Below are 26,676 nucleotides of genomic sequence, written 5' to 3'. Positions count from 1 at the left end.
GCTGGCTAAGCGCCTTGCAACGCATACGAATGTGAGGAAGGCGAACTCTCCCATGAATTTCGAACAGATGAAGGCGAAGATCGCAGCGGGCGACGGATTTATCGCGGCGCTGGATCAGTCGGGCGGCTCCACGCCCAAGGCGCTTGCCGGGTATGGCGTCGGCGAAGACGAGTATTCGGGCGAAGACGAGATGTTCGCCAAGATCCACGAAATGCGCTGCCGCATCGTGGAAAGCCCGGCCTTTACCGGTGACAAGGTGGTTGGCGCGATTTTGTTCGAAAAGACCATGGAAGGCTGCAACCCGGAAGGCATGCCGATCCCCGAACGGCTTGCGGGCAAGGGCATCGTCCCCTTCCTGAAGGTCGACAAGGGGATGCACGATACCGAAAACGGCGTGCAGCTGATGAAGGACATGCCCGAGCTGGCGCAGCAATGCGCGCGCGCGAAGGAACTGGGCGTGTTCGGGACCAAGATGCGCTCCGTCGTGCACGAGGCGAACCAGCAGGGCATCGCCGACGCGGTGCGCCAGCAGATGGATTTCGGCCTCGAAATCCTGAGCCACGGGCTGATGCCGATCCTCGAACCCGAAGTCAGCCTGAAGTCGGAAACGCGCGGCACTGCCGAAGCGCACCTTCTCGCCGCGTTCCTCGATCAGCTGGAGCGGGTGCCCGAGGGGCAGCAGGTCATGCTCAAGCTGACCATCCCGAGCGAGCCGAACCTGTACCTGCCGCTGGTCGAGCACCCCAAGGTTCTGCGCCTGGTCGCGCTGTCGGGCGGTTACGAGCGGGAAGAAGCCTGCCGTGAACTGGCCAAGAACCGCGGCATGATCGCCAGCTTCAGCCGTGCGCTGCTGGAAGAGCTGCGCGCGCAGATGGACGATCAGAAGTTCGACAACGCGCTCGAAACCGCGATCGACGAGATCTACGCCGCGAGCGTGGCGGGCTGACAATCCTCCCCGAAACGGGGAGGGGGGCCACGAAGTGGTGGAGGGGCACCCGCTGAGGCTCAGTGCCGAGGCGGGATACCCCCTACGCTGCGACCCTACCCGCCCTCGAACGCGAAGCGGTACTCGGCCGATTTGACCTGCGAATCGGCCTGCTGTTCGGGCGTCACCGAAACCAGCGTTACGGTGACGCCGCGCACGGTGTGCGGCTCACCCAGCGTAAGCGGCTGCGTCTGGCGCCAGCCGGGCCCGTCGATCCGCGTTTCCACGACCACCCGGCCGGCCTGAATGCACTGCACGCCCTGCGGGCAACGGCTGTCTTCGGTCACGCGCATCGGCGTCACCACAACCGTGCGGGCAAGCTGGACCGGCTGCAGCAGCGGCACCACGCTGCCCTGCTGCGCCACCTCGCGCGGCGAATCGACCACCGGCCCGGCATTGGGGACCACCGCACAGGCGGCGAGGGACAGGATCGCTCCGGGCAGGAGCGTGGCGAGCAGGAGGGGCTTTTTCATCATCCTCCCGGCTCTAGCGCGCAGTCCGCTTGCGAATAGCTGAATGGCCCTGCGGCAAGATCGGCTGCAAAAGATCGACTGGCGGGCTCGCGAGCGCTAGGTGCGGCGGTCATGAGCACCAGCAATCCCGCGATCCCGCACATTCCGACCCAGCTTTACCTGATCTCCCCGCTCGACGTGGGCGGCGATTTTCCCGAACGGCTTGCCCGCGCGATCGACGCCGGGCCCGACCACGTCACCGCGTTCCAGTTCCGGGTGAAAGGCCTCGAAGGCTCGGCCGGTCAGCACGAGGCGGCGGCGCTGGCGGCACCTCTGCGCGAGATCTGTGCCGAGCGCGAGGTTGCCTTCATCGTCAACGACGACATCGCGCTCGCCAAGCGGCTCAAGGCCGATGGCGTCCATCTCGGGCAGGACGACGGCACGGTGGCCGAGGCTCGCGACGCGCTGGGCATGCAGGCGCAGATCGGTGTCACCTGCCACGCCAGCCGCCATCTGGCGATGGAAGCGGGCGAGGCGGGGGCGGATTACGTCGCGTTCGGCGCGTTCTATCCCAGCACCACCAAGGACAAGGGCGATGCCGAGCGGCCCGAGCCCGAAATCCTCGAGTGGTGGTCGCAGATATTCGAGCTTCCCAGCGTGGCGATCGGTGGAATTACACCGGATAACTGCGCGCCTCTGATCGCCGCGGGGGCGGATTTCCTCGCGGTGTCTGGTGCGGTGTGGAACGGTGACGAGGTTGCCGCCGTTAAAGCCTTCGTAAGGGCGATAGAGGGGTAGCCGGATGATCGACGGGCTTAAATCTGCTAAACGCAAGGCCATGGGCACCGTCGATCGCATCGTCACCATCCTCGTCACCGCCACGATCACCTCGATGGTGTGGATCGTGGCGGGCGGCAGCCTGATCGAGATGTCCGGTGCGGACAGTCAGAGAGACAAGACCCGCCCGGGCGCTTCGGCGAGCGAGGCGGCCCGTCCGCTGACGCAGGAAACCGTGGCTGCGGAGGAGGGGGACGAGGATAGCGCGCCCCAGGCCTCCACCGCGCAGCGCGCGCGCAACGTCGCGTCGAACGATCGCGCCACTGCGACCCGCCCGCAGATGCGGCAATTGTCGCAGATGGTGATCCCCGTGCTCAACGTGAGGCCGGACGAGCTGTCCGACAGCTTCCTGGCGGAGCGTGACGGCGGAGAGCGGTTTCACGAGGCGATCGACATCATGGCACCCAAGGGCACCTCGGTCATCGCCGCCGCGCCGGGCACGATCGAGCGGATCTATCAGTCCGAAACCGGCGGTAATTCGCTCTACGTGCGCTCGCCGGACCGCGAGACGATCTTTTACTACGCGCACCTCGATCAATATGCGCCGGGGCTGAAGGAAGGGCAGAAGGTCCGCCGGGGCCAGCGCCTCGGCACAGTGGGCACGACGGGCAATGCCGCGCCCGATGCACCGCACCTGCACTTTGCGATCATGCGCACCACCCAGGATGCCGAATGGTGGGAGCCGACCAACGCGATCAATCCTTATCCCTATCTGGCGGGCGAGGGTCGCTGAACCGGTCGAGGCCTGCGGGAGCGTATATTATCGGGGAGGGGAGGTCAGCACGCAGCGCATCGGGCCCAGTTCGCCCTTCTCGTCCCACTCGCGCAGGATCCGCTGGCCAGAGCGTTCCAGCATCATTCCCTTGAGTGGACCGCGGGTGAAGGTGAGGTGGGTGCCGCGCAGCAGGTAGACCCCGCGTTCTCCGCCCGCCTCGTAGCTGGACGCGTTGAGAATCGTGAAATCGCGGCCCGGAATGCGGTGCCACGCGGCGCCGCCGGCATCGCCGGGAAGGGTGCATTCGTATTTGCCCAGCGGGAGGGTGTCGATCGGTCCGCTCTGCGCCATCAGCGGCGTGGCAGCGAGCGCGAGAGCGAGCGATGGGCCGAGTGCGGGTACGGCACGAAGCGCGCGGGTGAAGCAAGAAGTCCTGTCCATGGGCGGCCATATAGCGTTGCTTGCCTTGCCTGACCATGAGTGCTCGGCTAAGGCGCGCGCTTTGCAGCTGCGGCGCTGGTTTCGGCCCCGATCGGCAGCCCCCGTTTCGCTAAACCCAAGGTATCCCCATGAAGATCAGCGGCGTCGACATTCGTCCCGGCAATATCATCGAATATGAAGGCGGCATCTGGAAGGTCGCCAAGATCCAGCACACCCAGCCCGGCAAGGGCGGTGCCTACATGCAGGTCGAGATGAAGAACCTGCAGGATGGCCGCAAGACCAACGTGCGCTTCCGCAGCGCCGACACGGTCGAGAAGGTCCGCCTCGACACCAAGGACTACCAGTTCCTGTACGAGGATGGCGACCAGCTGGTGTTCATGGACACCGATACCTACGAACAGATCAACCTGCCGAGCGACCTGCTCGGCGATGCGCGCCCGTTCCTGCAGGATGGGATGACGGTGACGCTGGAACTGTGGGAAGAAAAGCCGATCTCGGTCGCGCTGCCCGAACAGGTCGAGGCACAGATCGTCGAAGCCGACGCGGTGGTGAAGGGGCAGACTGCCTCGTCCAGCTACAAGCCCGCGATCCTCGACAACGGCGTGCGCATCATGGTCCCGCCGCATATCGAAAGCGGCACGCGGATCATCGTCGACGTGTACGAACAGACTTACGTCGGAAAGGCTGGCTGATCATGCCGTTCAAGAATAGCATCATCCTCGCCGCGAGCCTCGGCCTCGCCACTGCGCCCGTCGCCGCGCAGACCGCGCCCGAAGCGCCTGCACCGGTTACGGAGCAGGAACAGCAGACCATGTCGCGCGCGGGCACCATCTTCAGCCTGTTCGCCAAGGCGATGGACCTGGAAAATATCGCGGAAGATGAAAAGGACGCCCTGATCGGGTGCCTCTATTCCAACACGCTCAAGACGATCAGCGAGGCGACCGGCAAGGCGCTGGCCGAAAATCCGCAGATCGATGCCAGCGACCCGACCAATGTCTATCTGGTCGCGGCGATCGTGTGCGGCGCGCGTGAAGCGGGTGCTCCGTCGGCCGACGCGCCGGCTGCGGCTCCTGCCGAACCTGCAACGCGCTAGGACGGGCCAAGACACGACATGGCAGCAATCACCGGCCTGATCCGCGTTATGGAACGTGCCGCACGCCGCGCGGGCAACCGCCTGCGGCGCGACTTCGGCGAGATCGAACACCTCCAGGTCAGCCGCAAGGGCCCCGCCGACTTCGTCAGCAAGGCGGACATGCGGGCCGAACGCTCGCTGTACGACGACCTGTTGCAGGCACGCCCCAACTGGGGCTTCCTGCTGGAGGAAGCGGGCGAGATCAAAGGCGAGGATGGCCAGCCGCGCTGGGTCATCGACCCGCTCGATGGCACGAGTAACTTCCTCCACGGCATCCCGCATTTCGCGATCTCGATCGCGGTGCAGGAGCGCAAGCTGGATGGATCGGGCTGGGGCGATGTGACTGCGGCAGTGGTCTATCAGCCGATTACCGATGAAACCTTCTGGGCGGAAAAGACGCGCGGCGCATGGCTGCATGACGGGCGCCTGCGGGTATCCTCGCGCGCTCGCCTGAACGAAGCGCTGATCGCGACCGGCATGCCGTTCCAGGGCCACGGCAATATTGCCGAATGGAGCCGGATTTACGGTGCGCTCGGCCCCGAAGTCGCTGGCATCCGCCGCTTCGGCGCCGCCTCGCTCGACCTCGCATGGGTTGCCGCAGGGCGCTTCGACGGTTTCTGGGAAAGCGACCTGCAACCGTGGGATACCGCCGCAGGCTGCCTGCTGGTGCGCGAGGCGGGCGGCTTCGTGACCGATTATCGCGGGCGCAGCCAGCCGGTCCATCACGAACAGGTGCTGGCAGGCAATGACGGCCTGCATTCCAAGATGCACAAGGTCGTCGCCAACGCCTTGCGTTAGGCTGCGGCCTGGTCTTATGGGTCGGCCAGACCCAGTGCCCCTGTGGTGGAATTGGTAGACGCGCTCGACTCAAAATCGAGTTCCTTACGGAGTGCCCGTTCGAGTCGGGCCAGGGGCACCACCACTCTCCAGCTGCGATGATCCGTGCATGATCGCACGCGATATGCGCGTCACCGATTGCCTAGCAGGGCCTCGTCCCGCTATCGCTGGGTCCAGCAATGCTCGAAGCTCCCTCCTTTCACGCGATTGCCGCAATGGTGGTCACGATCGCGATGTTCATCGGCTTCGCGCGCAGCAAGCCTTCCACCGAGATCGTTTCGCTGATGACCATCGCGGTGATCGCGGTGTTCCTCTATTTCTTCCCGCTGCCCGACACGCGCCCGACCGATGGCCTGTCGCTCGCCTTCTCGGGCTTCGGCCATTACGCACTGATCACGATCTGCGCGCTGATGATCATGGGCCGGGGGCTGGTGGTGACCGGGGCGCTGGAGCCTGCGGCGCATCTGCTGGAACGGCTGTTCAAGTGGAACCTGCAGATCGGTCTGCTGGTCTCGCTGGTCGCGGCGATGGCGCTGTCGATGGCGGTCAATGATACGCCGGTGCTCGTGCTGCTGTTGCCGATCTTCGTCAGTCTTGCCGCACGCGGCGCGATGCCGGCCTCCAAGACGCTGATCCCGCTCAACGCAGCCGTGCTGATCGGCGGGATGGCGACCACCATCGGCACCTCGACCAATATCCTGGTCGTCTCGATCGCGAGCGACCTGGGCCTGCCGGAAATGAGCGTGTTCCATTACACGCCGATCGTGCTGGTCGCCGCTGCAGTCGCGTTGCCCTATCTGTGGCTAGTGATGCCCCGCCTGCTGAAGGACAACACGCAGGAAGACACGCGCCCGCGGCGCCATTTCCAGGCGCGACTGAGGGTGAGCGAGGACGGGCCACTGACCGGAGAGTTGCTGGCGGACATCCTGCCACGCCTGCCCGACACCGTGACCGTGCACGATCCGCCGATCGGAAGACTCCAGCCGCAGCAGCGCCTGCTCATCTCCGGCCCGCAGGAGGCTGTGGAAGAGGCAATGCGCACGCTGCGCGGTGAGGCTGCGCCCGACTGGGTGCTGTCGAAGATCAAGCGCAAGGCGAGCGCGCAGAACGAGGATGTGATCGTCGTCGAGATGGCGATCACCGCAGATTCGCGCCTCATCGGCCGCACGCTGCCCAGTTCGGGCGTCGCCGATCTATATGGTGTCGCGGTGCTCGGCGTGCACCGTCCCGAACGATGGACGGGCGTGACCGACGAGTTCAACGACTATTCCGCCGGCGACCTGCGCTTTGCCGAAGGCGACGTGCTGATGGTGACGGGCCTGCGCGCCGATCTGGAAGAGTTCGCCCGCGGCGACAGCCTGCTGATGCTGGAAGGGATGCGCGAACTGCCGCGCCGGTCCAAGGCGGTACTCTCGGCGGTGATCATGGGTGGGGCGGTGTTCACCGCTTCCATCGGCCTGTTTCCGATCGCGATTTCCGCGCTGGCGGGTGCGATCCTGATGTTCCTCACCGGCTGCGTGAAGTTCGACCGGGTCGGGCGTGCGTTGTCGGCCAAGGTGATCGTGCTGGTCGCGGCGAGCATCGCGGTGGGTTCGATCGTCGAGGCGAGCGGCGCGGCCGCGTGGCTTGGTATGGCGCTGTCGCTTGGCCTCTCCTCGCTGCCACCCGCACTCGTGCTGGGCGCGATCATGCTGTTCGTGACCGTGCTGACCAATTTCGCCTCCAACGCGACGGCCGCCACGGTGGGCACCCCGATCGCCTTTAGCATCGCGACCGAGCTGGGCCTGCCGCCGGAACCGCTGGTGCTCGCGGTGCTGTTCGGCTGCAACCTGTGTTACGCGACCCCGATCGCCTATCAGACCAATATGCTGATCATGGGCGAAGGCTCCTACGAGTTCTCGGATTACATCCGCACGGGCGTGCCGCTGGTGCTGCTGATGGTGACGACGCTCTCGGTCCTGCTGGTGCTGACCTATCGCCTCTAGCATTTCCTACCCCCTGCAAATCTGCGATGGATCGGTTATGACGTTGCGCACAGCCAGCCTTTCATCGACCGGATCGATCAACGGGCGGCGACATATCGAATGGAATTGAACGCCTGGACTGTGTGTCAGGTGTGTCAGGCAAATCGGGGCAAAGGGGAGTACAGGGTATGCACAAGCAGGTTCGGATGACGCGCGCGGCACTGATGGCGGCGGGCGCGCTGCTGTGCTCCACCGGCGCCTTCGCGCAGGATGGTGGCCTGCGCGCGGGCGTGCAGGAAGACATGCCCGAGCTGATGGAGCTGTACCGCGATCTCCACGCCAATCCCGAACTCAGCTTCGAGGAAGACGAGACCGCCGCCAAGCTCGCCGCAAGGATGCGCAAGCTGGGCTTTGAGGTGACCGAAGGTGTCGGCAAGACCGGTGTGGTTGCGGTGATGGAGAACGGCGAGGGGCCGACCGTGCTCATCCGCGCGGACATGGACGGCCTGCCGGTGGTCGAACAGACCGGGCTGCCGTTCGCCTCCACCGTCAAGGCGACCCCTGCGACCGGCGTGGAAACCGGCGTGATGCACGCCTGCGGGCATGACACGCATATGACCGCGTGGATCGGCGCAGCGCAGCAGCTGGTGGACCATAAGGACGAATGGAGCGGCACGCTGGTGATGATCCTGCAACCCGCCGAAGAGGTGGGCGAGGGCGCGCTGGCGATGCTGGAAGACGGGCTGTTCACCCGCTTCCCCAAGCCCGACTACGCAATCGCTTTCCACGATGCCGCGCAGTTCCCCGCCGGGACGATCGGCTATTCGCCGGGCTATGCGCTGGCCAATGTCGACAGCGTGGATATCACGGTGAAGGGCGTCGGCGGGCACGGCGCCTATCCGCAATCGACCAAGGACCCGGTCGTGCTGGCGAGCTCGATCGTGATGAAGCTCCAGACGCTGGTCAGCCGCGAGCTGTCTCCGCTGGAGCCGGGCGTGGTTACGGTTGGCAGCTTCCGCGCCGGGTCCAAGCACAACATCATCTCCGACGAGGCGAAGCTGCAGCTTACCGTGCGCAGCTATACCGACGAAGCGCGCAAGCTGCTGCTCGACGGGATCGCGCGGATCGCGCGCGGTGAGGCGATTGCGGCGGGTATTGCGGAGGATCAGCTGCCGGTGGTGACCGTGGCCGATCCCTACACGCCCTCCACCTTCAACGATCCTGAGTTCACCGAAACCGTGATGAGCGGCTTCCGCACCCGCTTCGGCGAAGACCGGGTGATGCAGGTGCCCAGCGTGATGGGTGGCGAGGATTTCAGCCAGTACCGCAGGGCCGACCCCGATGGCGTCGAGTCGCTGATCTTCTGGATCGGCGGGGTGCCGGAGGACGAATGGCAGGCCGCGCAGAACGGGGAGGCGACGCTGCCGTCGCTCCACAGCCCGTTCTGGGCGCCCGATGCCGAGAAGGTGATCGAGACCGGGGCGGAGGCGCTGGCCGCCGCCGCGATCGATCTGATGCCCGCCAAGGGCGGCTGAGCGCTACAGGCTGTAGCGTTCGTCGATCGGGACGAAGCGGTTCTGCGCATCGTCGTAGACGTCGACCATGCCGGTCGCGATGTCGTAGACCCAGCCATGCAGCTGCAGCTCGCCCTGGGCGAGCCGCAGGGCGACGGTCGGGTGGGTGCGCAGGTGCTGCAACTGCAGGACCACGTTCTGCTCCAGCAGCAGCCGCATACGGTCCTTGTCGCTCTTCCCGTTGCCCAGCGCATCGGCAATATCGACCGCGGCGCGGCTGTAACCCAACCATTCGCGCACGTGAGGCAGGGTGTCGAGCGAGTTGGAATCGTCGTGCAGCTGCATCGCGCTCTTCATCGCGCCGCATTCGGTATGCCCGCACACGATGATGTGCGGCACTTCGAGCACCGCGCTGGCGAACTCGATGCTGGCGGTCATCCCGCCGGTCTGATTGGTATGCGGGGGCACGATATTGCCCGCGTTGCGGCAGATGAACAGCTCACCCGGATCGGTTTGCGTCATCATCCCGGTTTCGATTCGCGAATCCGAGCAGGTGATGAACAGCGCCTCGGGCGACTGGCCCTGGCTCAGTTTCTCGAAGAAATCCTTCCGCGCGGGGAATACATCTCGCTGGAATTTCAGCACGCCGGGGGCGAAACGGGGAATGGCCACGCTAGTCTCGATCTGCAGCTAGTAAAGTGGCCGGGGGTCTAGCCGGTCATCGCCCGAATGCAAGCGGGCGCGCGAGGCCATGGTGACCTCGCGCGCCCGGATGGTGCCAGTGCGGCTGCCTATTCGGCGTCGGGAACGTAGGTCCCAAGCCGGTGGTGCAGCGCGTTGATCTTGGCCAGTTCCTCGCGGTCTTCCGTTGTCCGTGCATGGCTCGCAAGAGCGGCGCGCAGCAGGCGGAAGTCTGCAGTGGAGAGCAAAGCGCGAGCGCGGCCGGGCTCTTTGGGGGTTTCGTCGGTCATAAGTGCATCCGCTCCATCGGCAATTCGGGTGTCGCTGGGGCTGCAATGCCTCCCCAGCGACCCGGTGACAAGGCTTGGCAGCCTAGGCGGCGAACTGATTCATGGTGTTGTCCTTACCGCCCGCCTTCAGCGCGGCCTCGCCTGCGAAGTACTCCTTGTGGTCGTCCCCAATATCGGAACCGGCCATGTTCTGGTGCTTCACGCAGGCGATCTGCTGGCGGATTTCCTCGCGCTGGACGTTCTTGACGTAGCCCAGCATCGCCTCTTCCCCGAAATAGCGCTTGGCGAGGTTGTCCGTGCTCAGCGCGGCCGTGTGATAGGTCGGCAGCGTGATGAGGTGGTGGAAGATACCCGCACGCTTCGCGCCATCGGCCTGGAAGCTCTGGATCTTCGCATCCGCCTCGATCGCCAGATCGGTGCCGTCATAGTCCACGCTCATCAGCTTGGCGCGATCATAGGCGCTGACATCCTTGCCGCTTTCTTCCCACGCATCAAACACTTGCTGGCGGAAGTTGAGCGTCCAGTTGAAGCTGGGCGAGTTGTTGTAGACCAGCTTCGCATTGGGCACCGTCTCGCGAATCTTGTCGACCATCTCGGCGATCTGCTCGACATGCGGCTTCTCGGTTTCGATCCACAACAGGTCGGCGCCGTGCTGAAGCGAGGTGATGCAGTCGAGCACGACCCGGTCGACGCCCGTGCCGGGGCGGAACTGGTACAGGTTGCTCGGCAGACGCTTGGGCGCCAGCAGCTTGCCGTCGCGGCTGATGAAGACCTGACCGTTCTTGATGTCGGACGGATCGACTTCGTCGCAATCGAGGAAGCTGTTGTACTGGTCGCCCAGATCGCCCGGCTCGGTCGAGTAAGCAATCTGCTTGGTCAGGCCCGCGCCCAGACTGTCGGTGCGCGCAACGATGATCCCGTCTTCGACGCCCAGTTCGAGGAAGGCGTAACGGATTGCGCGGATCTTCTGGAGGAAGTCCTCATGCGGCACGGTGACCTTGCCGTCCTGGTGGCCGCACTGCTTCTCGTCCGACACCTGGTTTTCGATCTGGAGCGCGCAGGCGCCCGCCTCGATCATCTGCTTGGCGAGCAGGTAGGTCGCCTCGGCATTGCCGAAGCCCGCGTCGATGTCGGCGATGATCGGGACGACGTGGGTTTCGTAGTTGTCGATCGCGTTCTCCAGCCGCTTCGCTTCGGTCGCGTTGCCCGCTTCGCGCGCTGCATCCAAATCGCGGAACATTCCGCCCAACTCACGAGAGTCAGCCTGCTTGAGGAAGGTGTATATCTCCTCGATCAGCTCGGGCACGGCGGTTTTCTCGTGCATCGACTGGTCGGGCAGGGGCCCGAATTCGCTGCGCAGCGCGGCGACCATCCAGCCCGACAGGTAGAGGTAGCGGCGCTTGGTGCTGCCGAAGTGCTTCTTGATCGCGATCATCTGCTGCTGGCCGATAAAGCCGTGCCACGCGCCCAGCGACTGGGTGTAGTTCGCCGGATCTGCGTCGTAAGCATCCATGTCTTCGCGCATGATCTTTGCGGTGTACTTCGCGATGTCGAGCCCGGTGCGGAAGCGGTTCTGCAGGCGCATGCGGGCAGCGCTCTCGGCATCGATCGCGGCCCAGGCGTCACCGCCCTGGCCGATGCGGATCTTCAGGTGCTCGGTTTCGCTTGCGTAGTTCGAATTGCTCATGGGGGACTCCGTAGGAAATGGTCTCTGTGATCCCTTACGTAGGGCTCGCACGGGTTTCCCGACAGAGTTTATTACAAACGATCTTGTCTCAAATGCCTCATTCGCTAGTGAGCGCTTGTGTTCTTGTGAAGATGTTTACAAACGAAAGCTAGCCCAAAGCCATGAGCGAACCCTCCCTCTATGCCGGTGCCGCGCTGCGGCGCCTTCGCCGTCGTGAAGGCCTGACGCAGGCGAGCATGGCCCAGCGTCTGTCGATCTCGCCCAGCTACCTCAATTTGATCGAGCGCAACCAGCGCCCTGTCACCGCGCGCGTGGTGCTCGAGCTGGTCGACCAGTTCGACTACGATCCACGCTCCCTGCAGGAAAGCAGCTCAATCGGCGGTGTCGACGGGCTCGCCCGCCGCCTGGGCGACGACCGCTTCGCAGATCTAGGGATCGACCGTGCGGAAGTGACCGAATTCCTCGCCGCCGCGCCACAGGCCGCCGCTGCTTTCGCCCGCCTGTTTGACGAGCGGGGGAGGGCGGCCGCGCAAACCCGCCCGTTCGAGGAAGAGGTGTGGCGCGCGATCGAGCGCTGGCGCAACCACTTCGCCGATCTGGACGAGGCGGCGGAGAATCTGGCCGACGAGCTGCGCCTTGCCCGCGCGGATATCGGGGCAGCTCTCACCGATCACCTGCGCGAGCGGCACGATCTCGCGATCCGATATCTCCCGCGCGCCGTGCTGCCCGAGGCGAACCGGCGGCTCGACCTGCATGCGCGGCAGGTCCAGCTGTCCGAAATGCTCTCCCCCGCGGCGCGCAATATCGAGATGGCCAAGCAGGTCGCCGAACTCGAGCAGCGCGAGCTGATCGCGGACATCGCCGATGGCGCGTCGTTCGATCACCGCGAGGGGCGCGATGCCTTCGCCCGCTACCTGCGCGCCTATTACGCGCGCGCGCTGGTCATGCCTTATGGCCGGTTCCTGCGCGCGTGCGAGGCGACCGCTTACGAGCCGCAGGTGCTTGCCCGCCGTTTCGCCACCGATGTGGGCGAGGTCGCTCGCCGTTTCACCACGCTCCAGCGGGTCGGCCAGCGCGGCCTGCCGTTCTTCGTCGGACGGATCGACGGATCGGTGCAATTGTTCGAACGGCTGCTGGGCGCGAGTGGGACCAGCCTGCTCGACCGACGGCCCGGCTGCCCGCGTCTGGGTCTGGAGCGGCGGGCCGAATGGCATTCGCAGGCGATCATGATGGAAAGCGGTGCGTTGGGACCGGAACACTGGCTGGTCGCGCATATCGCCGCGCCGCCCTATGCCGACGAACCGCGCACCGACGTTCTGCTGCTGGGGCTGGAGGCGAAGTTCGCCGATGCCACCGCGATCGGTCGCGGTGTCTCGCTGAAGGAAGATGATGCGACGCCGATCGGCCCCGGCTGCCGCACCTGCCGCCGGATCGAATGCCCCGCGCGTTCGCTACGCGGGCCAATCCAGACGGCGGTCGCCTGACCCTTGCACGGAACCGCAAGGCTCCTTGCGCTTTGTGCAAGTCAGTAAAACCGCAAGGGGCGCATTCGCCATGACCGAAGAACGCATTACCGAACACACCGATCAGGACGGCCACACGCACACCACGCACACTATCGTCACCGATGGCGAGCGAAGCAAGAGCGGCGGCACGACGATCGTGCTGCTGATCGTGGCCCTCATCGCCGTCGTCGCGGCGATTTATCTTTTTTCCAACATGAGCAATGCCGAAGTGGCGAAGGACAACGCGGTCGAGAACGCGGCTAACCAGGTGGGCGACGCTGCCAACCAAGCCGGCGACGCGATCGAGAACGCGGCGGACCGGGTCGCCCCGTCCGAGTGATTGCAGCACCCTGCCGGAGGTTTTCGGCAGGGTGTAAAATTTACCGACATTTCATCACTCGCCCCTAAGCCGAACCTCCGCAGAACGTTGCGGAGAAGGGTTCCGGCAGGGCGCGATGATCAGGCTGTTCAAGCACTATATCCCGCAGGCCGTGTTGCTTTACGGCTTCTGCGACCTTGTTTTGCTGCTGCTTGCAGGCGATCTCGCGTGGCACCTGCGCGCGATGCAGATCGGGATCGAGGTTGGCCCGTGGACCGAGCGGCTTCCGCCGATCATCGGTTTTACAATTATCTGCTCGCTGTCGCTAATCGCCTTGGGGCTCTACAGCCCCGAGGCGCTGCGCAGCCCGCGCTATGCCTTTGCCCGCTCGCTGGTCGCGCTTTCGCTCGCCGGGGTAGCACTGGCGGTGCTCGACTTCGTGCTGCCGACCGTCGGATTCTGGCGTTCTACGCTGCTCTATGCCCTTGGCCTGGCCCAGGTCATGATGGGCCTAACCCGCATTGCACTCAGCCATGCGGTCAACCGCGAGAACCTCAAACGGCGCGTCGTCGTAATGGGCGCCGGTACCCGCGCCGCCCGGCTCAAGGCGCTCGAAGAGTGTGGCGACAGCGGTTTCAAGATCGTGGCCTTCATCGCGATGAACGAACCCCATCGTATTCTCGAACAGGCCATAGGGCGCGACGATCTGGGCGATCTGGGCGCTTTCGTCGAACGTGTCCGCGCGACCGAGGTGGTGCTCGCGCTGGAAGAACGTCGCAATGCGCTGCCGCTGGCGGATCTGGTCCGCGTGCGCACGAAAGGCGTGCCGGTGCACGAGGTCTCCAGCTTCCTCGAGCGCGAGACGGGACGCGTCGATCTCGACACGCTCAATCCCAGCTGGTTGATCTTTTCGGACGGGTTTTCCGCCGGGCGGCGCTGGTCGAGCATCACCAAGCGAACCGTGGATATCATCGCCAGCCTGATCGTGCTGACCATCACCCTGCCGGTGATCGCCCTGTTCGCCATCCTCGTGAAGCTGGATAGCAAGGGCCCGGCCTTCTTTCGCCAACAGAGGGTCGGCCTCCACGGGCGGCCCTTCGTCCTGCTCAAGCTGCGCAGCATGCGCACCGATGCGGAGAAGGATGGCGCGCAGTGGGCCACCGTCGGCGATCCACGAGTAACCCGCCTGGGCCGCTTCATTCGCAAGGTCCGGATCGACGAGCTGCCCCAGACCTGGAGCGTGCTGAAGGGCGAGATGAGCTTCGTCGGCCCGCGTCCGGAAGTGCCGAAATTCGTCGGCGATCTGGAGGACCAGCTGCCCTTCTATGCCGAACGCCATATGGTGAAGCCGGGGATCACCGGGTGGGCGCAGATCAACTACCCCTACGGCGCGAGTATCGAGGATGCACGGCACAAGCTGGAGTATGATCTCTACTACGCGAAGAACTACACCCCCTTTCTCGACCTGCTGATCCTGCTCCAGACGCTGCGGGTGATCCTCTATCCCGAAGGCGCGCGCTGATGGCCGACGCGGGATTGTGGCATGTGATCGCTCTGGCTAGCCATACCGTATGCGCCGCGGCCTGCGCTCTGGCCGCGATCTGGCTGTGCCGCAGGCCGCTGCCCTGGCGGCGTGAGCGGATCGCGGGGCTGTTCGCGCTGTGCCTGACGGGTGTGTGGGCGGGCGTGCTCGCCGCGCTCGGCCCGGCGGCGCTGGTCACTGCGGGGGCGGAGGTGTTGCGCAACCTCAGCTGGCTGGCGCTGGTCCATGCGCTGTTCGCGGGCGGGGTGGATCAGGAGAGCGCGCGCAAGGTGCGCTTCGTGATCGTCAGCCTGGTGTTTGTTGAGCTGTTGCAGGGCGCCGTGCTGGCCGCAGACGCACTGATCGATGCAGGGCCTGAATTTGCCGCCGCCGCACTGCGCGTATCCTCGCTGTTCCACATGCTCGTCGCGATCGGCGCGCTGGTCCTGCTGCACAATCTCTATGTCGGTGCCTCGCATCGCGACCGGGCGAGCACGCGGTGGGTCGCGATCTCGCTGTCTGCGCTGTGGCTGTTCGAATTGAATTACTACGCCGCGACCTGGCTGTCGGGCGAATTTCCGGACCAGATCGCGGCGCTGCGCGGGGTCGTGGTCGCAATCGCATTTGTGCCGCTGGCGATGGCGCTGGGCGCGGATGTGAGCGCTCTGCGCTTTCGTGCCTCGCGCAAGGTGGCGTTCCGTTCGCTCTCGCTGCTGCTGATCGGCGGCTATCTGCTTGCGATGGCGGGTCTCGCGCGGGTGCTGAACCTGATGGAAGCGGATGGAGCGCGGCTTGCGCAGGTCGGTTTCTTGGTCGCGTTGCTGACCGTAATGGCGCTGTGGCTGCCGTCCGAACGGTTTCGCGCATGGCTGAAGGTGACCGCGCAGAAGCATCTGTTCAGCCATCGCTACGATTACCGGGCCGAGTGGCTGCGGCTTGCCGATACGATCGGACGTGGCGGAGAGGCTGGCGATGCGCTACATCTGCGCGTGCCCAAGGCGATGGCGGACATTACCGAGAGCCCGTCTGCCGCGCTGTTCCTGCCCGATCCCGAAGGCACGCTTGTCCTTGCGGAGACCTGGCGCTGGCCCACGCTGGCTGACGATGTGGTGAGCCTGCCGGATCAACTGGCCGGCTTCCTTTCGCAAAACGACTACGTGATCGATCTCGAACAATGGCGTTCGGGAAAGTCCGAGGCAGGCGATGTCGATCCGCTGCCTGCCTGGCTCGACGCAGACAGCGCGAGCTGGGCGATCGTGCCTTTGCGCCATTTCGACCGGTTGCAGGGTGCGGTGCTGCTTGCCCGGCCGCTGATCGATCGCCAGCTCGATTGGGAGGATTTCGACCTGCTCAAGGTCGTGGGGCGTCAGCTGGCCAGCTATCTTGCCGAACAGGCGGGGCAGCACGCGCTGATGGAAGCGGCGCGGTTCGACGAGTTCAATCGGCGGATGGCCTTCGTCCTCCACGACATCAAGAACCTCGCCAGCCAGCTTTCGCTGCTGTCGCACAATGCGCAGCGCCACGCGGATAATCCCGCGTTTCGCGAGGATATGCTCAAGACGCTGGGCACCAGCACCGCCAAGCTCAACGGACTGATTCAGCGGCTTGGCCGGTATGGCAACCAGCGCGCGCCCGAGCTCGAACGGGTCGAGCTGGCGCACCTGATGGATGATGTTGCGGCCCGCTTCGGGCCTTCGTCGCAGGCCCGCGTTTCGATCACGGGAGAAGGTGCCGCGATGGCCGATCGTGAGGGGCTGGAGCAGGCGCTGGTTCACCTGATCCAGAACGCCTTCGACGCAAGCCCCGCGAACGCGCCGGTCTGCGTTGCGATCCACGGGGACCACATTGGCGCCAGCATCGATATCGTCGATGTCGGCGAAGGGATGGACCCGGCCTTCCTGCGCGACAAGCTCTATGCGCCCTTCGTCAGCTCCAAATCCGATGGCTTCGGAATCGGCGCTCTGGAGGCGCGCGAACTGATCCGTGCGATGGGCGGGCGGCTGCTGGTCCAGTCGCGGGTCGGCTTGGGCACGCGCTTCACCATCGAACTGGTCGGCGTCGCAAGCGAACCGGTCGACAAGAAACTCTCCCGCGAGGCAGCCTGATGAGCGATCCCAAACCCAAGCTGCTGATCGTCGAAGACGACGAGGGCCTGCAGACGCAGCTCAAATGGGCTTTCGAAGGCTATCAGGTGTTCGTGGCCGGTACGCGCGAGGATGCGCTGGCGATCCTGCGCGCGGAGGCACCGCCGGTGGTCACGCTCGATCTCGGCCTGCCGCCCGATCCGGACGGTACAAGCGAGGGCTTCGCAGTGCTCGACGCAATCATGGCACAGGCCCCCGCGACCAAGGTGATTATCGCCAGCGGGCACGGCGCGCATGAAAGCGTGCTCGATGCGATCGCGGCGGGGGCCTATGATTTCTACCACAAGCCGGTCGATATTGCGGCGCTGGAACTGATCGTATCGCGTGCGCTCAACCTCCACCGGATCGAGGCGGAGAACCGTCGCCTGGCGGAGAAGGTCGGCAAGACCAAGACCGTGCTCGGCACGCTGATCACCGGCGCACCCGAGATGGTGAAGGTCGCCCGCACGATCGAGCGGGTGGCGAACACCGACGCATCGGTAATGCTGCTGGGCGCGAGCGGGACGGGCAAGGAACTGCTCGCACGCGGCCTTCACGACGCAAGTCCGCGCCGCGAGGGGGCCTTTGTTGCGATCAACTGCGCCGCGATCCCCGAAAACCTGCTCGAAAGCGAGCTTTTCGGGCACGAGAAGGGCGCCTTTACCGGCGCGGTCAAGACCACCGAGGGCAAGATCGAAGCCGCCCACGGCGGGACGCTGTTCCTCGACGAGGTGGGCGACATTCCGCTGGCCCTGCAGGTCAAGCTGCTGCGCTTTTTGCAGGAACGCACGATCGAGCGGATAGGTGGCCGCAAGGCGATTGCGGTCGACACGCGGATCGTTTGCGCCACCCACCGCGATCTCGACGCAATGATCGGCGAAGAGACGTTCCGCGAGGATCTCTACTACCGCATGGCGGAGATCGTCGTGCGCATCCCCTCGCTCAGCGAACGTGCAGGCGATGCTGCGCTGCTTGCCAAGGCCTTCCTCAACCGCTTCGCGCAGGAAATGAACCCCTCGGTAAAGGGCTTTGCGCCCGATGCGCTCGCCGCGCTCGACGCGCACAAGTGGCCGGGCAATGTCCGCGAGCTGGAGAACCGGGTGAAGCGCGCGGTGATCATGGCCGACGGCAAGCTGGTCGGCGCCGAAGACCTCGATCTGGCATCACCGGATATGGACGATGCCGCGCCTCTCAACCTGAAGGGCGCGCGCGAGCAGGTCGACCGGCAGGTGATCCGCAAGGCGCTGGCGCGGACGGAAGGCAATATCTCGGGCAGCGCAAAGCTGCTCGGCGTGTCGCGGCCGACGCTCTACGATCTGCTCAAGCAGTACGATCTGCAGAACTAGGCGGTTTCGCGCTCGATGCCGTGCTTGCGGTTGTAGCGCATCGACCACAGCAGCGAGATGCCGATCAGCACTGCGCCGATCAGACCGGTGATGCTCTCCGAAATGTGGAATTTCGCGGACAGCAGCATGATCAGGCCCAGCGCGATGATCGCCCAGAAGGCCCCGTGTTCGAGGAATCGGTACTTGGTCAGCGTGCCCGCGCGCACGAGGTGGACTGTCATCGAACGCACGAACAGCGCCCCGATGCTCAGCCCCAGTGCGATGATCAGCATGTTGTTCGAGAGCGCGAAGGCCCCGATCACCCCGTCGAAGGAAAAGCTCGCGTCGAGCACTTCGAGGTAGAGGAACCCGCCGAGGCCGGATCGCACCGCGCCTTCGGCCATCTTGCGGCGTTCCACCTTGTCCAGCACCGTGCCGATCGCATCTACCGCGATGTAGGTGACCAGGCCCAGGATGCCGGCGGTCAGGAAGACCATCGCCTCACCTTCGGGCAGCATCGTGGAAATGCCGTAGAGCATCAGCAGTAGGATGCCGATCTCCGCCGCGCGGATTTCGGAGAAGCGGCGCAGCGCCAGCTCCAGCCCGCGGATCCAGTCGACATCCTTGTCGCCGTCGAAGAAGAAATTCAGCCCGACCATGGTCAGGAAGGCACCGCCGAAGCCTGCGATGCCGACATGCGCCGATGATACGATCGCCTCGTAGCGCTCCGGATCGTTGAGCGAGAGGTCTATTGCGGACAGCGGATCGAGGTTGGCCGCTACGGCCACGATCGCGAGTGGGAAGACGATCCGCATCCCGAACACCGCGATCAGTATGCCCCATGTCAGGAAGCGGCGCTGCCACTTCTCGTCCATCTCGCGCAGCACGGTCGCGTTGACCACTGCGTTATCGAAGCTGAGCGAGATTTCGAGGATCGAGAGGACCAGCACGATCCACAGCACGTGGGCCACGCTGCCGACACTGCCGCCCGCGTTCCAGGCGTAGAACCCGGCCGCGATGAAGCACACGAGAGTGAAGAGCAGCGAGCCCCAGTAATGTCGCAGAAGTGTGTTCACGAAATTGGTGTCCGTGCGGTGCCGGGGCGATCCGGTGGGTTGAGGGGGAGACTAGCTCTTGGGCTGGTACGTCTGGTCTTCGGTCGGGAAGCTGCGCGCGCGCACTTCGCTGGCGTATTGCTGCACCTTGTCGGTGATCTCTTCGGCGAGGTTGCCGTATTTCTTCACGAAGCGGGGCACGCGTTCGAACATGCCGAGCATGTCGTCCACCACCAGCACCTGCCCGTCGCACTGGGCGGAAGCGCCGATGCCGATCACCGGGATTTCAAGCGACTGGGTCAGCGAGACCGCGATCGGTTCGACCACGCCTTCGACCACGACAGCGAAGGCACCTGCCTCCTGCACGGCCTTGCCGTCTGAGATGATCTTGGCGTGCTCTTCCTGGCTGCGTCCGCGTGCGCCATAGCCGCCCAGCGCGTTCACCGCCTGCGGGGTGAGGCCGATATGCGCCATCACCGGGATGCCGCGCTGCGAGAGGAACGAGATGGTCTCCGCCATCGCCTCGCCGCCTTCCAGCTTCACCGCCGCACAGCCGGTTTCGGCCATGATCCGGCTCGCGCTTTCGAAGGCCTGCTGCGGGCTGCCCTCATACGCGCCGAAAGGCATGTCGACCACGACCACGGAGTGATAGCTGCCGCGAACCACGGCGGCACCATGCGCGCACATCATGTCGAGCGTAACCTGAAGCGTGGAGGGCAAGCCGTAGATCACTTGGCCGAGCGAGTCGCCGACCAGCAGCAGGTCGCAATGCTCGTCCAGCAACTGGGCCTGGCGTGCGGTGTATGCGGTCAGCATCACCAGCGGCTCTTTGGTTTCGCCATCCGCCTTGCGATTCTGGATCTTGGGGACCGTCAGCCGCTTCATCGGCTGCGGGGTGGGGGTCGCGCGGCTGGTCGCCGTATCGATCTGGAAGGTTGTCGACATGGACCGCGTGCTAGCCCCTCGACGGGACAAACGCAAAGCACAGCACTCGACGTGGCGGAAGAAACATTGCAAAAGCCCCGCCAATGCAAAGGGTAAACCGCGCCCGAGAGGTGCGGCAGGGAGAGAATTTCAATGGTCGCCACATCGACAACCACGGGGACAACCTCGGCTGAGGGCTGGTCCTCGCGCTCGGCATTCATCCTCGCCGCGATCGGCGCAGCGGTGGGGCTGGGCAATCTCTGGCGGTTTCCGACACTGGCTGGCGAGAGCGGGGGCGGGGCCTTCGTGATTTTCTATATCGGCTGCGTGTTCCTGCTGGGCCTGCCGCTGCTGCTGGCGGAAATCTTCATCGGCCGGGCAGGGCAGACCGATGCGATCGGCTCCATTCGCCGCGTCGCCGAGGAATCGAACGTCTCCAAGGGCTGGGTTTCGTTCGGTGCGATCGGTGCGCTGGCGGCCTTCCTGATCGTCTCCTTCTATTCGGTCGTCGCGGGCTGGGTGCTCTACTACGCGGGCGTCTTCGCCGCCGATTTCGGTTCGGCCATTGCTGCGGGTGATCCCTTCCGGGGCGCGCTGGAAGGGCAGAGCCAGGACGAGATCGCCAACCGCCTGACCAACCTGTTCGCCAGCCCCAGCCTGCTGCTGGGGATGCACTTCGCCTTCATGGGCGGCACGCTGTTCATCGTGGCGCGCGGCGTATCGGGCGGGATCGAAAAGGCCGCGACCTGGCTCATGCCCGCCTTCTTCGTGTTGCTGATCGGAATCACCATCTACGGCGCCGTCGTCGGCGACGTTAGCGAGGCGGCAGCCTTCCTCTTCACCCCCGACTGGTCGCGCCTGACGCCTGAGGTCATGAACTCGGCGCTGGGTCAGGCGCTGTTCTCGCTCTCGCTCGGCGTGGCGGGGATCATCACCTATGGCTCCTATATCCGCGAAGGCACTCCGCTGGGATCGACTGCGGTCACCATCGCGATCGCCGACACCGCGGTGGCGCTGATCGCCGGGCTCATGATCTTCCCCATCGTGTTCGCCGTGGGGCTCGACCCCGCAGCAGGGCCGACGCTGGTGTTCCAGACGCTACCCTTCGCGTTCGAGGCAATGCCGGCGGGCTCGCTCATCGGGTTGCTGTTCTTCATCCTGGTGCTGGTCGCCGCGATCACCAGCTCGATCTCGCTGCTCGAAGTGCCGACCGCCTACGGGATCGGAGAACTGGGCTGGAGCCGGACGACCTCCGCGCTGGTCTTCGGCGGGGGCGCTTTCCTGATCGGCATCGCCTGCCTGCTGGGCTACAACGTGTGGTCGGATGTGCGGCCGCTGTCGTTCTGGCCGATCTTCGCCGATACCGACATCCTCGACACGGTGGACGGGTTCACCGGCAAGATCATGCTGCCGCTGGGCGCGCTGCTGACCTCGATCTTCATCGGCTGGAAGGCGGACCGGCGGCTGCTGGAGACGACCACCCAGCTTTCCGCGCCGGTCTTTGCGCTGTGGCGCTTCCTGCTCGCGTGGCTGTGCCCGCTGGCGGTGGCGACCATTCTGGTTACCGGATTGTTCCCCAGCCTGCTGAGCTGAGGCAAGAATCCGGCTTCCCGAGGTCTTCGAGTTGTAATATTGGCGCAGACGCGGTCGGCAGGGCGAGGGGGTCTCGCAACCGGACCGTGGATCTGCGCCCATGATTTTCGGCCGCGTAAAGCCGCTCGACGCCATTCTGGCGACGGCGGAGAAGAAGTCTCTCCATCGCACTCTCGGTTGGTTCCAGTTGATGCTGTTCGGCATCGGCTGCGTGATCGGCACGGGGATTTTCGTTCTGACGGCGGCAGGCGCGCAGAAGGCTGGACCGGGCCTGATGCTCGCCTTCGCCATCGCCGGAGCGGTCTGCATCATCGCGGCGCTCTGCTATGCAGAGATCGCCTCGATGATTCCTGTCGCGGGCTCTGCCTATACCTATAGCTACGCCAGCGTGGGCGAGTTGCTTGCGTGGACCGTAGGCTGGGCGCTGATCATGGAATACGCGATCGCCGCCGCTGCCGTGTCGGTCGGCTGGTCGGGCTATTTCAGCGGCACTTTCCTCAACGAAATTCTCGGCGTCCAGCTGCCGGCCTGGCTTGCCGCCGGGCCGCTGGTGCTGGGCGGCGCACCGGGCGGGCTGATCAACCTGCCCGCGCTGATCATCGCGCTGCTGGTGACCGGCCTGCTGATCGTGGGGACGAGCGAGAGTGCCAAGGTCAACGCGGTGCTGGTGCTGATCAAGGTGACCGCGCTGACGGCGTTCATTGCGCTGACCTTCACCAGCCCGGATTTCGACGCGAGCCATTTCAACCCGTTCCTGCCTGCCGGCGTGTTCGGCGGCTTTGGCTCGGGGCTCGGCGCAGTCGGCGCGGCGGCGACGATTTTCTTCGCCTATGTGGGCTTCGATGCAGTCTCCACCGCGGCGGAGGAGACCAAGAACCCGCAGCGCAACGTGCCCATCGGGCTGGTCGGATCGCTGCTGTTCTGCACGGTGTTCTACATCCTGGTCGCGGCGGGCGCGATCGGCACCATTGGCGGGCAGCCGATCATGGGGCCGAACGGCGTGCCGTTCCCGACCGGGTCGGAAGAGCTCGCGCGCCAGTGCGCGACCTATGCCGCGGACCAACTGCCGCTGGTCTGCTCGAACGAGGCACTGGCGCATGTACTGCGCCAGATCGGCTGGTCGGGCATCGGTAACCTGCTGGGCATCGCCGCGTTCCTTGCGCTGCCATCGGTCATTCTGGTGCTGATCTACGGGCAAACGCGCATCTTCTTCGTGATGGCGCGCGACGGGTTGCTGCCCGAAAGCCTCAGCCGGGTGCACCCGAAGTTCAAGACGCCGCATATCGTGACCATGCTCACCGGCGGCGCGGTGGCCCTGGGTGCAGCGTTCTTCCCGGTCGGCAAGCTGGCCGATATCTCGAACGCTGGCACGCTTTACGCCTTCATGATGGTGGCGGTCGCGCTGCTGGTGCTGCGCCGTCGCGATCCTTCGCGCAAACGGGCGTTCCGGGTGCCTGCGGCGTGGTTGATTGCGCCGCTGACGATTGCGGGCTGCGTGTTCCTGTTCCTCAACCTGCCATACGAGGCGATGCTGTTCCTGCCCGGTTGGGGCCTGCTCGGGATCGTGATCTACTTCGCCTACAGCCGCTCGCGCAGCCATCTGGGGCGCGGGATCGTGGAAGTGGTCGACGATGTCGCGGGTGAGCAAACGATGGTGCCGATCGAGCCGCCGCCTGCCTGATGCATGAAAAAGGGGCGCAATCCTCTCGGATGTGCCCCTTTTCCATAAGCTGGAAATGCTCGCTTAGAGCGACGTTTCCTTGACGTGCTTGTCTTTCGCGTCCTCGTGGACGTTCATGCCCAGCGCCATCTTGGCGACGTCGAGCAGGCCCATGTCGCCGTTCCAGATTTCGGCATCGCCCAGATCCATGCGCAGGAACAGGATGTCGGGATCGTCCTTGCCGCCATCGTACCAAGCTTCGACGAAGTTATTCCAGAACTGGTCGAACCGCTCCTGGCTCGTCTCCTTGGTCAACGTGCCGTGGAAGCGCGCGAACATCTTGTGGTCTTCGCCCTCGAAGGTCGCGGTCGCCGCGCCCAGCTTGGCGAAATCGCTCTTGGTATGGGTGAAGAACCAGATCGAGCTGTTGGCATCCTTGTCGAGCTGCGGCGACATCGGCACCGCGCTCTTGGGATCGGTGTCAAGCTGGAGGAACAGGTAGGGGCTGTCTGCCAGCGCCTTCCAGAATTTCTCACGCAGTTCGTCGGCCTTGCCTTCATTGTATCTCATTGTGATCTCCTTTGTTTCTCCAACGGCGAGGAGGGGAGATGGTTTCGAGCCCCGGATGGAACGGCCTTCGCCGGATGCTTGCCGTCCGGAATAAAATGGAACATAAAAGGAACATATGAGTCGTTCCGCCATGATCCAAGACAGCCTTCCCACCGCCGCCCAGCTTGCATCGGATGCCACCGCACAGCGCTGGCAGCCCGGGCTGGATGCCGTCGCGCAAAGCGAAATCTTCGCCTCCGGTCGAGAGGGCAGCGGGGCGGGCGCGGCGCTCGCTCTGGCGCTGGACGCGTGGCGACACCGGGTGCGCGAAGAGGGGGAGGAGGCGGAGGATCGCCGCGCGGTGGTGTGGGTGCAGACTCGCGCCGCGGTGAAGCGCGGTGGGCGCCCGTTCCGGGCAGGCCTGCCGCAGGAAATTCGTCACCGCCTGATCCACGTGCTCGCCGAGAAGGACGAGGATGCGCTGTTCGCGCTGGAAGAGGCGGTGCGCTGCCGCGATGTTGCCTTCGTGATCGGCGAGATCGTGGGCAGCCCCCGCGCGCTCGATTTCACCGCCTCGCGCCGGCTGACGCTGGCTGCGGAAAAGTACGGTGTCCCGCTGACGCTGGTGCGCCTCGATGGGACGCGCGATCTTTCGTCCGCGCGGCAACGGTGGGCGGTGCAGGCTGCTCCCTCGGCAAGGCCGCAATGGAACCGTCAGGCTCCGGGCGTGCCTGCGTGGCAGGCCGAACTGTTCCGCGCGCGCAAGCATCCGCCGGGCCTGTGGCGATTGAGCGAGGATGCGGAGGCGTTGGTGGCGGAGCGCGAAACCTCTCTCCCCGTGCGGGGAGAGGATACGAAGGCTTGGTCGCATAGCGACCTAGCCGGAGTTGGAGAGGGGCGAACTAAGGTTCCAAATGGCAAGTCCCCTTCTCTAGGCCCTGTGAGCTCCTTCGGAGCAAGTGTCGCCATCCTCTCCCCCGACGGGGAGAGGGTTCTTGGTTGAGTATGGCGCCCCGCCGCATCCTCTCGATCTGGCTTGCCGCCTTCGCGATCGACCGCTGGCGTCTGGGTGAAGGCTGCGCGCGGGGCGAAGGCGCGGACGCGCAGCCGCTGGTCCTGATTGCCGAGACCGCGCACGGCCCGCGCATCCAGGCGACGAACAGCGCAGCGCGAAACGCAGGCGCGCGGATCGGCACCATGCTCGCCGATGCGCGCACGCTGTGTCCCTCGATCGTCGCTGTACCCGGCGATCCGGCGGGCGATCTTGCCGAGCTGGAAAAGCTTGCCGCGTGGGCCATGCGCTGGGGCCCGTGGTCCGCGCTCGACCCACCCAACGGCCTGCTGGTCGATGTGACCGCAGTGGCGCACCTGTTCGGCGGCGAGGCGAAGTTGCTGGCGGATGTCCATCATGCCTTCACGCATCGCGGCTTCGCCATGCGCGCGGCGATCGCGCCTACCTCTGGCGCGGCATGGGCGCTGGCGCATTACGGGCCGGATCGCAGCATTCTCGCCCCCCAAGACGATATGGAGGCGCGCCTGTCCGATCTGCCGGTTGCCGCGCTGCGGCTCGACGGCGACGTGCTCACCGTGCTGCGGCGGCTCGGGCTCAAGCGGCTCGGCGAGCTGGGCACGGTGGGCCGCGACGCACTCCATCGCCGTTTCCGCAACCGCAAATCGCCCGCCGCCAACCCGCTGGTCCGGATGGACCAGCTGCTCGGCCGGGTGCCCGAACCGCTGCTGCCGGTGGTGCCGCAGCAAGTGCCGCTGGTGCAGCGCAGATTGATGGAGCCGATTCGCCATCGCGATCTGCTCGACCGGGTGCTCGCCGATCTTGCGCAAGACATGATCTGCGAGCTGGAAGGGCAGGGCACCGGTGCCCGGCGGCTCGATCTGGGCATGTGGCGCGTGGATGGCGAGGTGATCGTGCGCCGGCTCGAACTCGCCGCCGCGACCCGCGATGCGACCCATATCGTGCGGCTGTTAGGCGAAAAGCTGGGCGATATCGACGCGGGCTTCGGGATCGAGCTGGTTCGCCTGCGCGCGAGCTGGGCGGAGGCGCTGCCCGCTAGCCAGGACGACATCGAGGCCGCTGCCGAACGGCACGGCACCTCGCTATCCGCTTTCGTGGACCGGTTGACCACGCGTCTCGGCCCCAAGGCAGTGCGCCGCCCGGTGCTGAAGGGAAGCCATGTGCCCGAACGCTCGCAAGCCTGGCAGCCGCCACTATCGCCCGAACCACCTGAGCAGGAAGCTTTTCGCTTCCACGCGCGCCCGCTCAAGCTGCTCGACCGTGCGGAGCCGATCGCGGTGCTCTACGCCACGCCCGACGGTTTTCCGCAAAGGTTTCGCTGGCGCGGCGAAGTGCACGAGATCGCGCGGGTCGAGGGTCCGGAACGGATCGCGCCCGAATGGTGGCGCGAACGCGGCAGCGCGCGGCTGCGCGACTATTACCGGATCGAGGATGATGCCGGGCGCCGCTACTGGATTTATCGCTACGGTATTGCGGGCGACGGACGCGGCGGGGTGCCTGAGTGGTTCTTGCAGGGCCTGTATGCCTGATGCGATC

At 65.2% G+C, this 26,676-nt stretch carries 25 protein-coding genes and 1 tRNA gene; 18 read left to right on the top strand and 8 right to left on the bottom strand.

The window, feature by feature from the left end; all coding sequences use genetic code 11:
* Positions 1-52 precede the first annotated feature (52 nt).
* The gene (locus VO57_010635) at positions 53-946 is read left to right on the top strand and encodes a fructose bisphosphate aldolase (GenBank protein ID XBL68591.1); all 894 of its coding nucleotides are present in this window, start codon (positions 53-55) and stop codon (positions 944-946) included.
* A 95-nt stretch (positions 947-1,041) separates the two neighbouring features.
* On the opposite strand, the gene VO57_010630 is transcribed toward VO57_010635, so the two are convergent.
* Positions 1,042-1,458: a hypothetical protein gene (locus VO57_010630; protein XBL68590.1), complete on the bottom strand. Its 417-nt coding sequence runs from the start codon at positions 1,456-1,458 to the stop codon at positions 1,042-1,044.
* Between the two features lie 111 nt (positions 1,459-1,569).
* Here VO57_010630 and thiE point away from each other — a divergent pair, with 111 nt between their 5' ends.
* Both thiE and VO57_010620 read left to right on the top strand, forming a co-directional pair.
* The gene (gene thiE, locus VO57_010625) at positions 1,570-2,235 is read left to right on the top strand and encodes a thiamine phosphate synthase (protein XBL68589.1); all 666 of its coding nucleotides are present in this window, start codon (positions 1,570-1,572) and stop codon (positions 2,233-2,235) included.
* Between the two features lie 40 nt (positions 2,236-2,275).
* The gene (locus VO57_010620) at positions 2,276-3,007 is read left to right on the top strand and encodes a M23 family metallopeptidase (protein ID XBL68588.1); all 732 of its coding nucleotides are present in this window, start codon (positions 2,276-2,278) and stop codon (positions 3,005-3,007) included.
* A gap of 27 nt (positions 3,008-3,034) precedes the next feature.
* Here VO57_010620 and VO57_010615 read toward each other — a convergent pair whose 3' ends face one another.
* Positions 3,035-3,430, bottom strand: a complete 396-nt coding sequence (locus VO57_010615) for a hypothetical protein (protein XBL68587.1) — start codon at positions 3,428-3,430, stop codon at positions 3,035-3,037.
* Positions 3,431-3,558: 128 nt separating this feature from the next.
* Here VO57_010615 and efp point away from each other — a divergent pair, with 128 nt between their 5' ends.
* The 6 genes from efp to VO57_010585 all read left to right on the top strand — a co-directional run bounded on the left by efp (position 3,559) and on the right by VO57_010585 (position 8,898).
* On the top strand, positions 3,559-4,122 hold the full coding sequence (gene efp / locus VO57_010610) for an elongation factor P (GenBank protein XBL68586.1): 564 nt from the start codon (positions 3,559-3,561) through the stop codon (positions 4,120-4,122).
* Between the two features lie 2 nt (positions 4,123-4,124).
* Positions 4,125-4,523: a hypothetical protein gene (locus tag VO57_010605; protein ID XBL68585.1), complete on the top strand. Its 399-nt coding sequence runs from the start codon at positions 4,125-4,127 to the stop codon at positions 4,521-4,523.
* A gap of 18 nt (positions 4,524-4,541) precedes the next feature.
* Entirely contained in the window at positions 4,542-5,360 is an 819-nt protein-coding gene (locus tag VO57_010600) for an inositol monophosphatase family protein (protein ID XBL68584.1), read from the top strand.
* A 36-nt stretch (positions 5,361-5,396) separates the two neighbouring features.
* A tRNA-Leu gene (locus VO57_010595) sits at positions 5,397-5,481 on the top strand.
* Positions 5,482-5,578: 97 nt separating this feature from the next.
* Positions 5,579-7,384 carry an SLC13 family permease gene (locus VO57_010590; GenBank protein ID XBL68583.1) on the top strand — a complete coding sequence of 602 codons (1,806 nt, stop codon included), beginning with the start codon at positions 5,579-5,581 and terminating at the stop codon, positions 7,382-7,384.
* Positions 7,385-7,551: 167 nt separating this feature from the next.
* Positions 7,552-8,898 carry an amidohydrolase gene (locus tag VO57_010585; GenBank protein XBL68582.1) on the top strand — a complete coding sequence of 449 codons (1,347 nt, stop codon included), beginning with the start codon at positions 7,552-7,554 and terminating at the stop codon, positions 8,896-8,898.
* Between the two features lie 3 nt (positions 8,899-8,901).
* Here the strand turns inward: VO57_010585 and VO57_010580 are convergent, their stop codons facing one another.
* The 3 genes from VO57_010580 to VO57_010570 form a co-directional block, all read right to left on the bottom strand.
* Positions 8,902-9,549, bottom strand: a complete 648-nt coding sequence (locus VO57_010580) for a carbonic anhydrase (protein ID XBL68581.1) — start codon at positions 9,547-9,549, stop codon at positions 8,902-8,904.
* Positions 9,550-9,668: 119 nt separating this feature from the next.
* Positions 9,669-9,848 (bottom strand): hypothetical protein, encoded by a 180-nt coding sequence (locus VO57_010575; protein ID XBL68580.1) that lies wholly within the window; start codon positions 9,846-9,848, stop codon positions 9,669-9,671.
* An 82-nt stretch (positions 9,849-9,930) separates the two neighbouring features.
* A complete protein-coding gene (locus VO57_010570; GenBank protein ID XBL68579.1) occupies positions 9,931-11,535 on the bottom strand; it encodes an isocitrate lyase in 1,605 nt (534 codons plus the stop codon).
* A gap of 161 nt (positions 11,536-11,696) precedes the next feature.
* Between VO57_010570 and VO57_010565 the strand changes: the two genes are divergently transcribed.
* The 5 genes from VO57_010565 (at position 11,697) to prsR (ending at position 18,350) form a co-directional block, all read left to right on the top strand.
* A complete protein-coding gene (locus VO57_010565) occupies positions 11,697-13,019 on the top strand; it encodes a short-chain fatty acyl-CoA regulator family protein (GenBank protein ID XBL68578.1) in 1,323 nt (440 codons plus the stop codon).
* A 70-nt stretch (positions 13,020-13,089) separates the two neighbouring features.
* Positions 13,090-13,380: a hypothetical protein gene (locus VO57_010560; GenBank protein XBL68577.1), complete on the top strand. Its 291-nt coding sequence runs from the start codon at positions 13,090-13,092 to the stop codon at positions 13,378-13,380.
* 115 nt (positions 13,381-13,495) lie between these two features.
* Positions 13,496-14,881: a TIGR03013 family XrtA/PEP-CTERM system glycosyltransferase gene (locus tag VO57_010555; GenBank protein ID XBL68576.1), complete on the top strand. Its 1,386-nt coding sequence runs from the start codon at positions 13,496-13,498 to the stop codon at positions 14,879-14,881.
* Complete coding sequence (gene prsK, locus VO57_010550; GenBank protein XBL68575.1) at positions 14,881-16,986, top strand: XrtA/PEP-CTERM system histidine kinase PrsK; 2,106 nt, start codon at positions 14,881-14,883, stop codon at positions 16,984-16,986. The genes VO57_010555 and prsK overlap by 1 nt, the downstream gene beginning before the upstream one ends.
* Positions 16,986-18,350 carry a PEP-CTERM-box response regulator transcription factor gene (gene prsR, locus VO57_010545; protein ID XBL68574.1) on the top strand — a complete coding sequence of 455 codons (1,365 nt, stop codon included), beginning with the start codon at positions 16,986-16,988 and terminating at the stop codon, positions 18,348-18,350. The genes prsK and prsR overlap by 1 nt, the downstream gene beginning before the upstream one ends.
* On the opposite strand, the gene VO57_010540 is transcribed toward prsR, so the two are convergent.
* Together VO57_010540 and panB are read right to left on the bottom strand one after the other, a co-directional pair.
* Positions 18,347-19,405: a DUF475 domain-containing protein gene (locus VO57_010540; protein ID XBL68573.1), complete on the bottom strand. Its 1,059-nt coding sequence runs from the start codon at positions 19,403-19,405 to the stop codon at positions 18,347-18,349. The two genes, prsR and VO57_010540, sit on opposite strands and share 4 nt — an antisense overlap.
* Positions 19,406-19,456: 51 nt before the next feature.
* Positions 19,457-20,329: a 3-methyl-2-oxobutanoate hydroxymethyltransferase gene (panB, locus tag VO57_010535; protein ID XBL68572.1), complete on the bottom strand. Its 873-nt coding sequence runs from the start codon at positions 20,327-20,329 to the stop codon at positions 19,457-19,459.
* Positions 20,330-20,461: 132 nt separating this feature from the next.
* On the opposite strand from panB, the gene VO57_010530 reads away from it, so the two are divergent.
* Together VO57_010530 and VO57_010525 are read left to right on the top strand one after the other, a co-directional pair.
* Complete coding sequence (locus VO57_010530; GenBank protein XBL68571.1) at positions 20,462-21,901, top strand: sodium-dependent transporter; 1,440 nt, start codon at positions 20,462-20,464, stop codon at positions 21,899-21,901.
* A 100-nt stretch (positions 21,902-22,001) separates the two neighbouring features.
* Positions 22,002-23,582, top strand: a complete 1,581-nt coding sequence (locus tag VO57_010525; protein XBL68570.1) for an amino acid permease — start codon at positions 22,002-22,004, stop codon at positions 23,580-23,582.
* A 63-nt stretch (positions 23,583-23,645) separates the two neighbouring features.
* Here VO57_010525 and VO57_010520 read toward each other — a convergent pair whose 3' ends face one another.
* Positions 23,646-24,131: a pyridoxamine 5'-phosphate oxidase family protein gene (locus tag VO57_010520; GenBank protein ID XBL68569.1), complete on the bottom strand. Its 486-nt coding sequence runs from the start codon at positions 24,129-24,131 to the stop codon at positions 23,646-23,648.
* Positions 24,132-24,246: 115 nt separating this feature from the next.
* On the opposite strand from VO57_010520, the gene VO57_010515 reads away from it, so the two are divergent.
* On the top strand, positions 24,247-25,113 hold the full coding sequence (locus VO57_010515) for a hypothetical protein (protein XBL68568.1): 867 nt from the start codon (positions 24,247-24,249) through the stop codon (positions 25,111-25,113).
* Positions 25,114-25,115: 2 nt separating this feature from the next.
* A complete protein-coding gene (locus tag VO57_010510) occupies positions 25,116-26,669 on the top strand; it encodes a DUF6504 family protein (protein XBL71326.1) in 1,554 nt (517 codons plus the stop codon).
* Positions 26,670-26,676 lie beyond the last annotated feature (7 nt).

The sequence above is a fragment of the Citromicrobium bathyomarinum genome (genome assembly GCA_001306305.2).
Taxonomy (GTDB): Bacteria; Pseudomonadota; Alphaproteobacteria; order Sphingomonadales; family Sphingomonadaceae; genus Alteriqipengyuania; species Alteriqipengyuania bathyomarina.
The sequence above is the reverse complement of the archived record's forward strand: the minus strand, read 5'-3'. Positions and strand labels throughout refer to the sequence as shown.

Bases quoted from the DNA above. Each gene is read 5' to 3' on its own strand.
- VO57_010600 (XBL68584.1), top strand. From the start codon at position 4,542: ATGGCAGCAATCACCGGCCTGATCCGCGTTATGGAACGTGCCGCACGC.
- thiE (XBL68589.1), top strand. From the start codon at position 1,570: ATGAGCACCAGCAATCCCGCGATCCCGCACATTCCGACCCAGCTTTAC.
- VO57_010575 (XBL68580.1), bottom strand. From the start codon at position 9,848: ATGACCGACGAAACCCCCAAAGAGCCCGGCCGCGCTCGCGCTTTGCTC.
- prsR (XBL68574.1), top strand. From the start codon at position 16,986: ATGAGCGATCCCAAACCCAAGCTGCTGATCGTCGAAGACGACGAGGGC.
- VO57_010525 (XBL68570.1), top strand. From the start codon at position 22,002: ATGATTTTCGGCCGCGTAAAGCCGCTCGACGCCATTCTGGCGACGGCG.
- panB (XBL68572.1), bottom strand. From the start codon at position 20,329: ATGTCGACAACCTTCCAGATCGATACGGCGACCAGCCGCGCGACCCCC.
- VO57_010635 (XBL68591.1), top strand. From the start codon at position 53: ATGAATTTCGAACAGATGAAGGCGAAGATCGCAGCGGGCGACGGATTT.
- VO57_010630 (XBL68590.1), bottom strand. From the start codon at position 1,458: ATGAAAAAGCCCCTCCTGCTCGCCACGCTCCTGCCCGGAGCGATCCTG.
- VO57_010570 (XBL68579.1), bottom strand. From the start codon at position 11,535: ATGAGCAATTCGAACTACGCAAGCGAAACCGAGCACCTGAAGATCCGC.
- prsK (XBL68575.1), top strand. From the start codon at position 14,881: ATGGCCGACGCGGGATTGTGGCATGTGATCGCTCTGGCTAGCCATACC.
- VO57_010520 (XBL68569.1), bottom strand. From the start codon at position 24,131: ATGAGATACAATGAAGGCAAGGCCGACGAACTGCGTGAGAAATTCTGG.
- VO57_010615 (XBL68587.1), bottom strand. From the start codon at position 3,430: ATGGACAGGACTTCTTGCTTCACCCGCGCGCTTCGTGCCGTACCCGCA.
- VO57_010555 (XBL68576.1), top strand. From the start codon at position 13,496: ATGATCAGGCTGTTCAAGCACTATATCCCGCAGGCCGTGTTGCTTTAC.
- VO57_010605 (XBL68585.1), top strand. From the start codon at position 4,125: ATGCCGTTCAAGAATAGCATCATCCTCGCCGCGAGCCTCGGCCTCGCC.
- VO57_010515 (XBL68568.1), top strand. From the start codon at position 24,247: ATGAGTCGTTCCGCCATGATCCAAGACAGCCTTCCCACCGCCGCCCAG.
- VO57_010530 (XBL68571.1), top strand. From the start codon at position 20,462: ATGGTCGCCACATCGACAACCACGGGGACAACCTCGGCTGAGGGCTGG.
- VO57_010590 (XBL68583.1), top strand. From the start codon at position 5,579: ATGCTCGAAGCTCCCTCCTTTCACGCGATTGCCGCAATGGTGGTCACG.
- efp (XBL68586.1), top strand. From the start codon at position 3,559: ATGAAGATCAGCGGCGTCGACATTCGTCCCGGCAATATCATCGAATAT.
- VO57_010565 (XBL68578.1), top strand. From the start codon at position 11,697: ATGAGCGAACCCTCCCTCTATGCCGGTGCCGCGCTGCGGCGCCTTCGC.
- VO57_010560 (XBL68577.1), top strand. From the start codon at position 13,090: ATGACCGAAGAACGCATTACCGAACACACCGATCAGGACGGCCACACG.
- VO57_010620 (XBL68588.1), top strand. From the start codon at position 2,276: ATGGGCACCGTCGATCGCATCGTCACCATCCTCGTCACCGCCACGATC.
- VO57_010510 (XBL71326.1), top strand. From the start codon at position 25,116: ATGGCGCCCCGCCGCATCCTCTCGATCTGGCTTGCCGCCTTCGCGATC.
- VO57_010585 (XBL68582.1), top strand. From the start codon at position 7,552: ATGCACAAGCAGGTTCGGATGACGCGCGCGGCACTGATGGCGGCGGGC.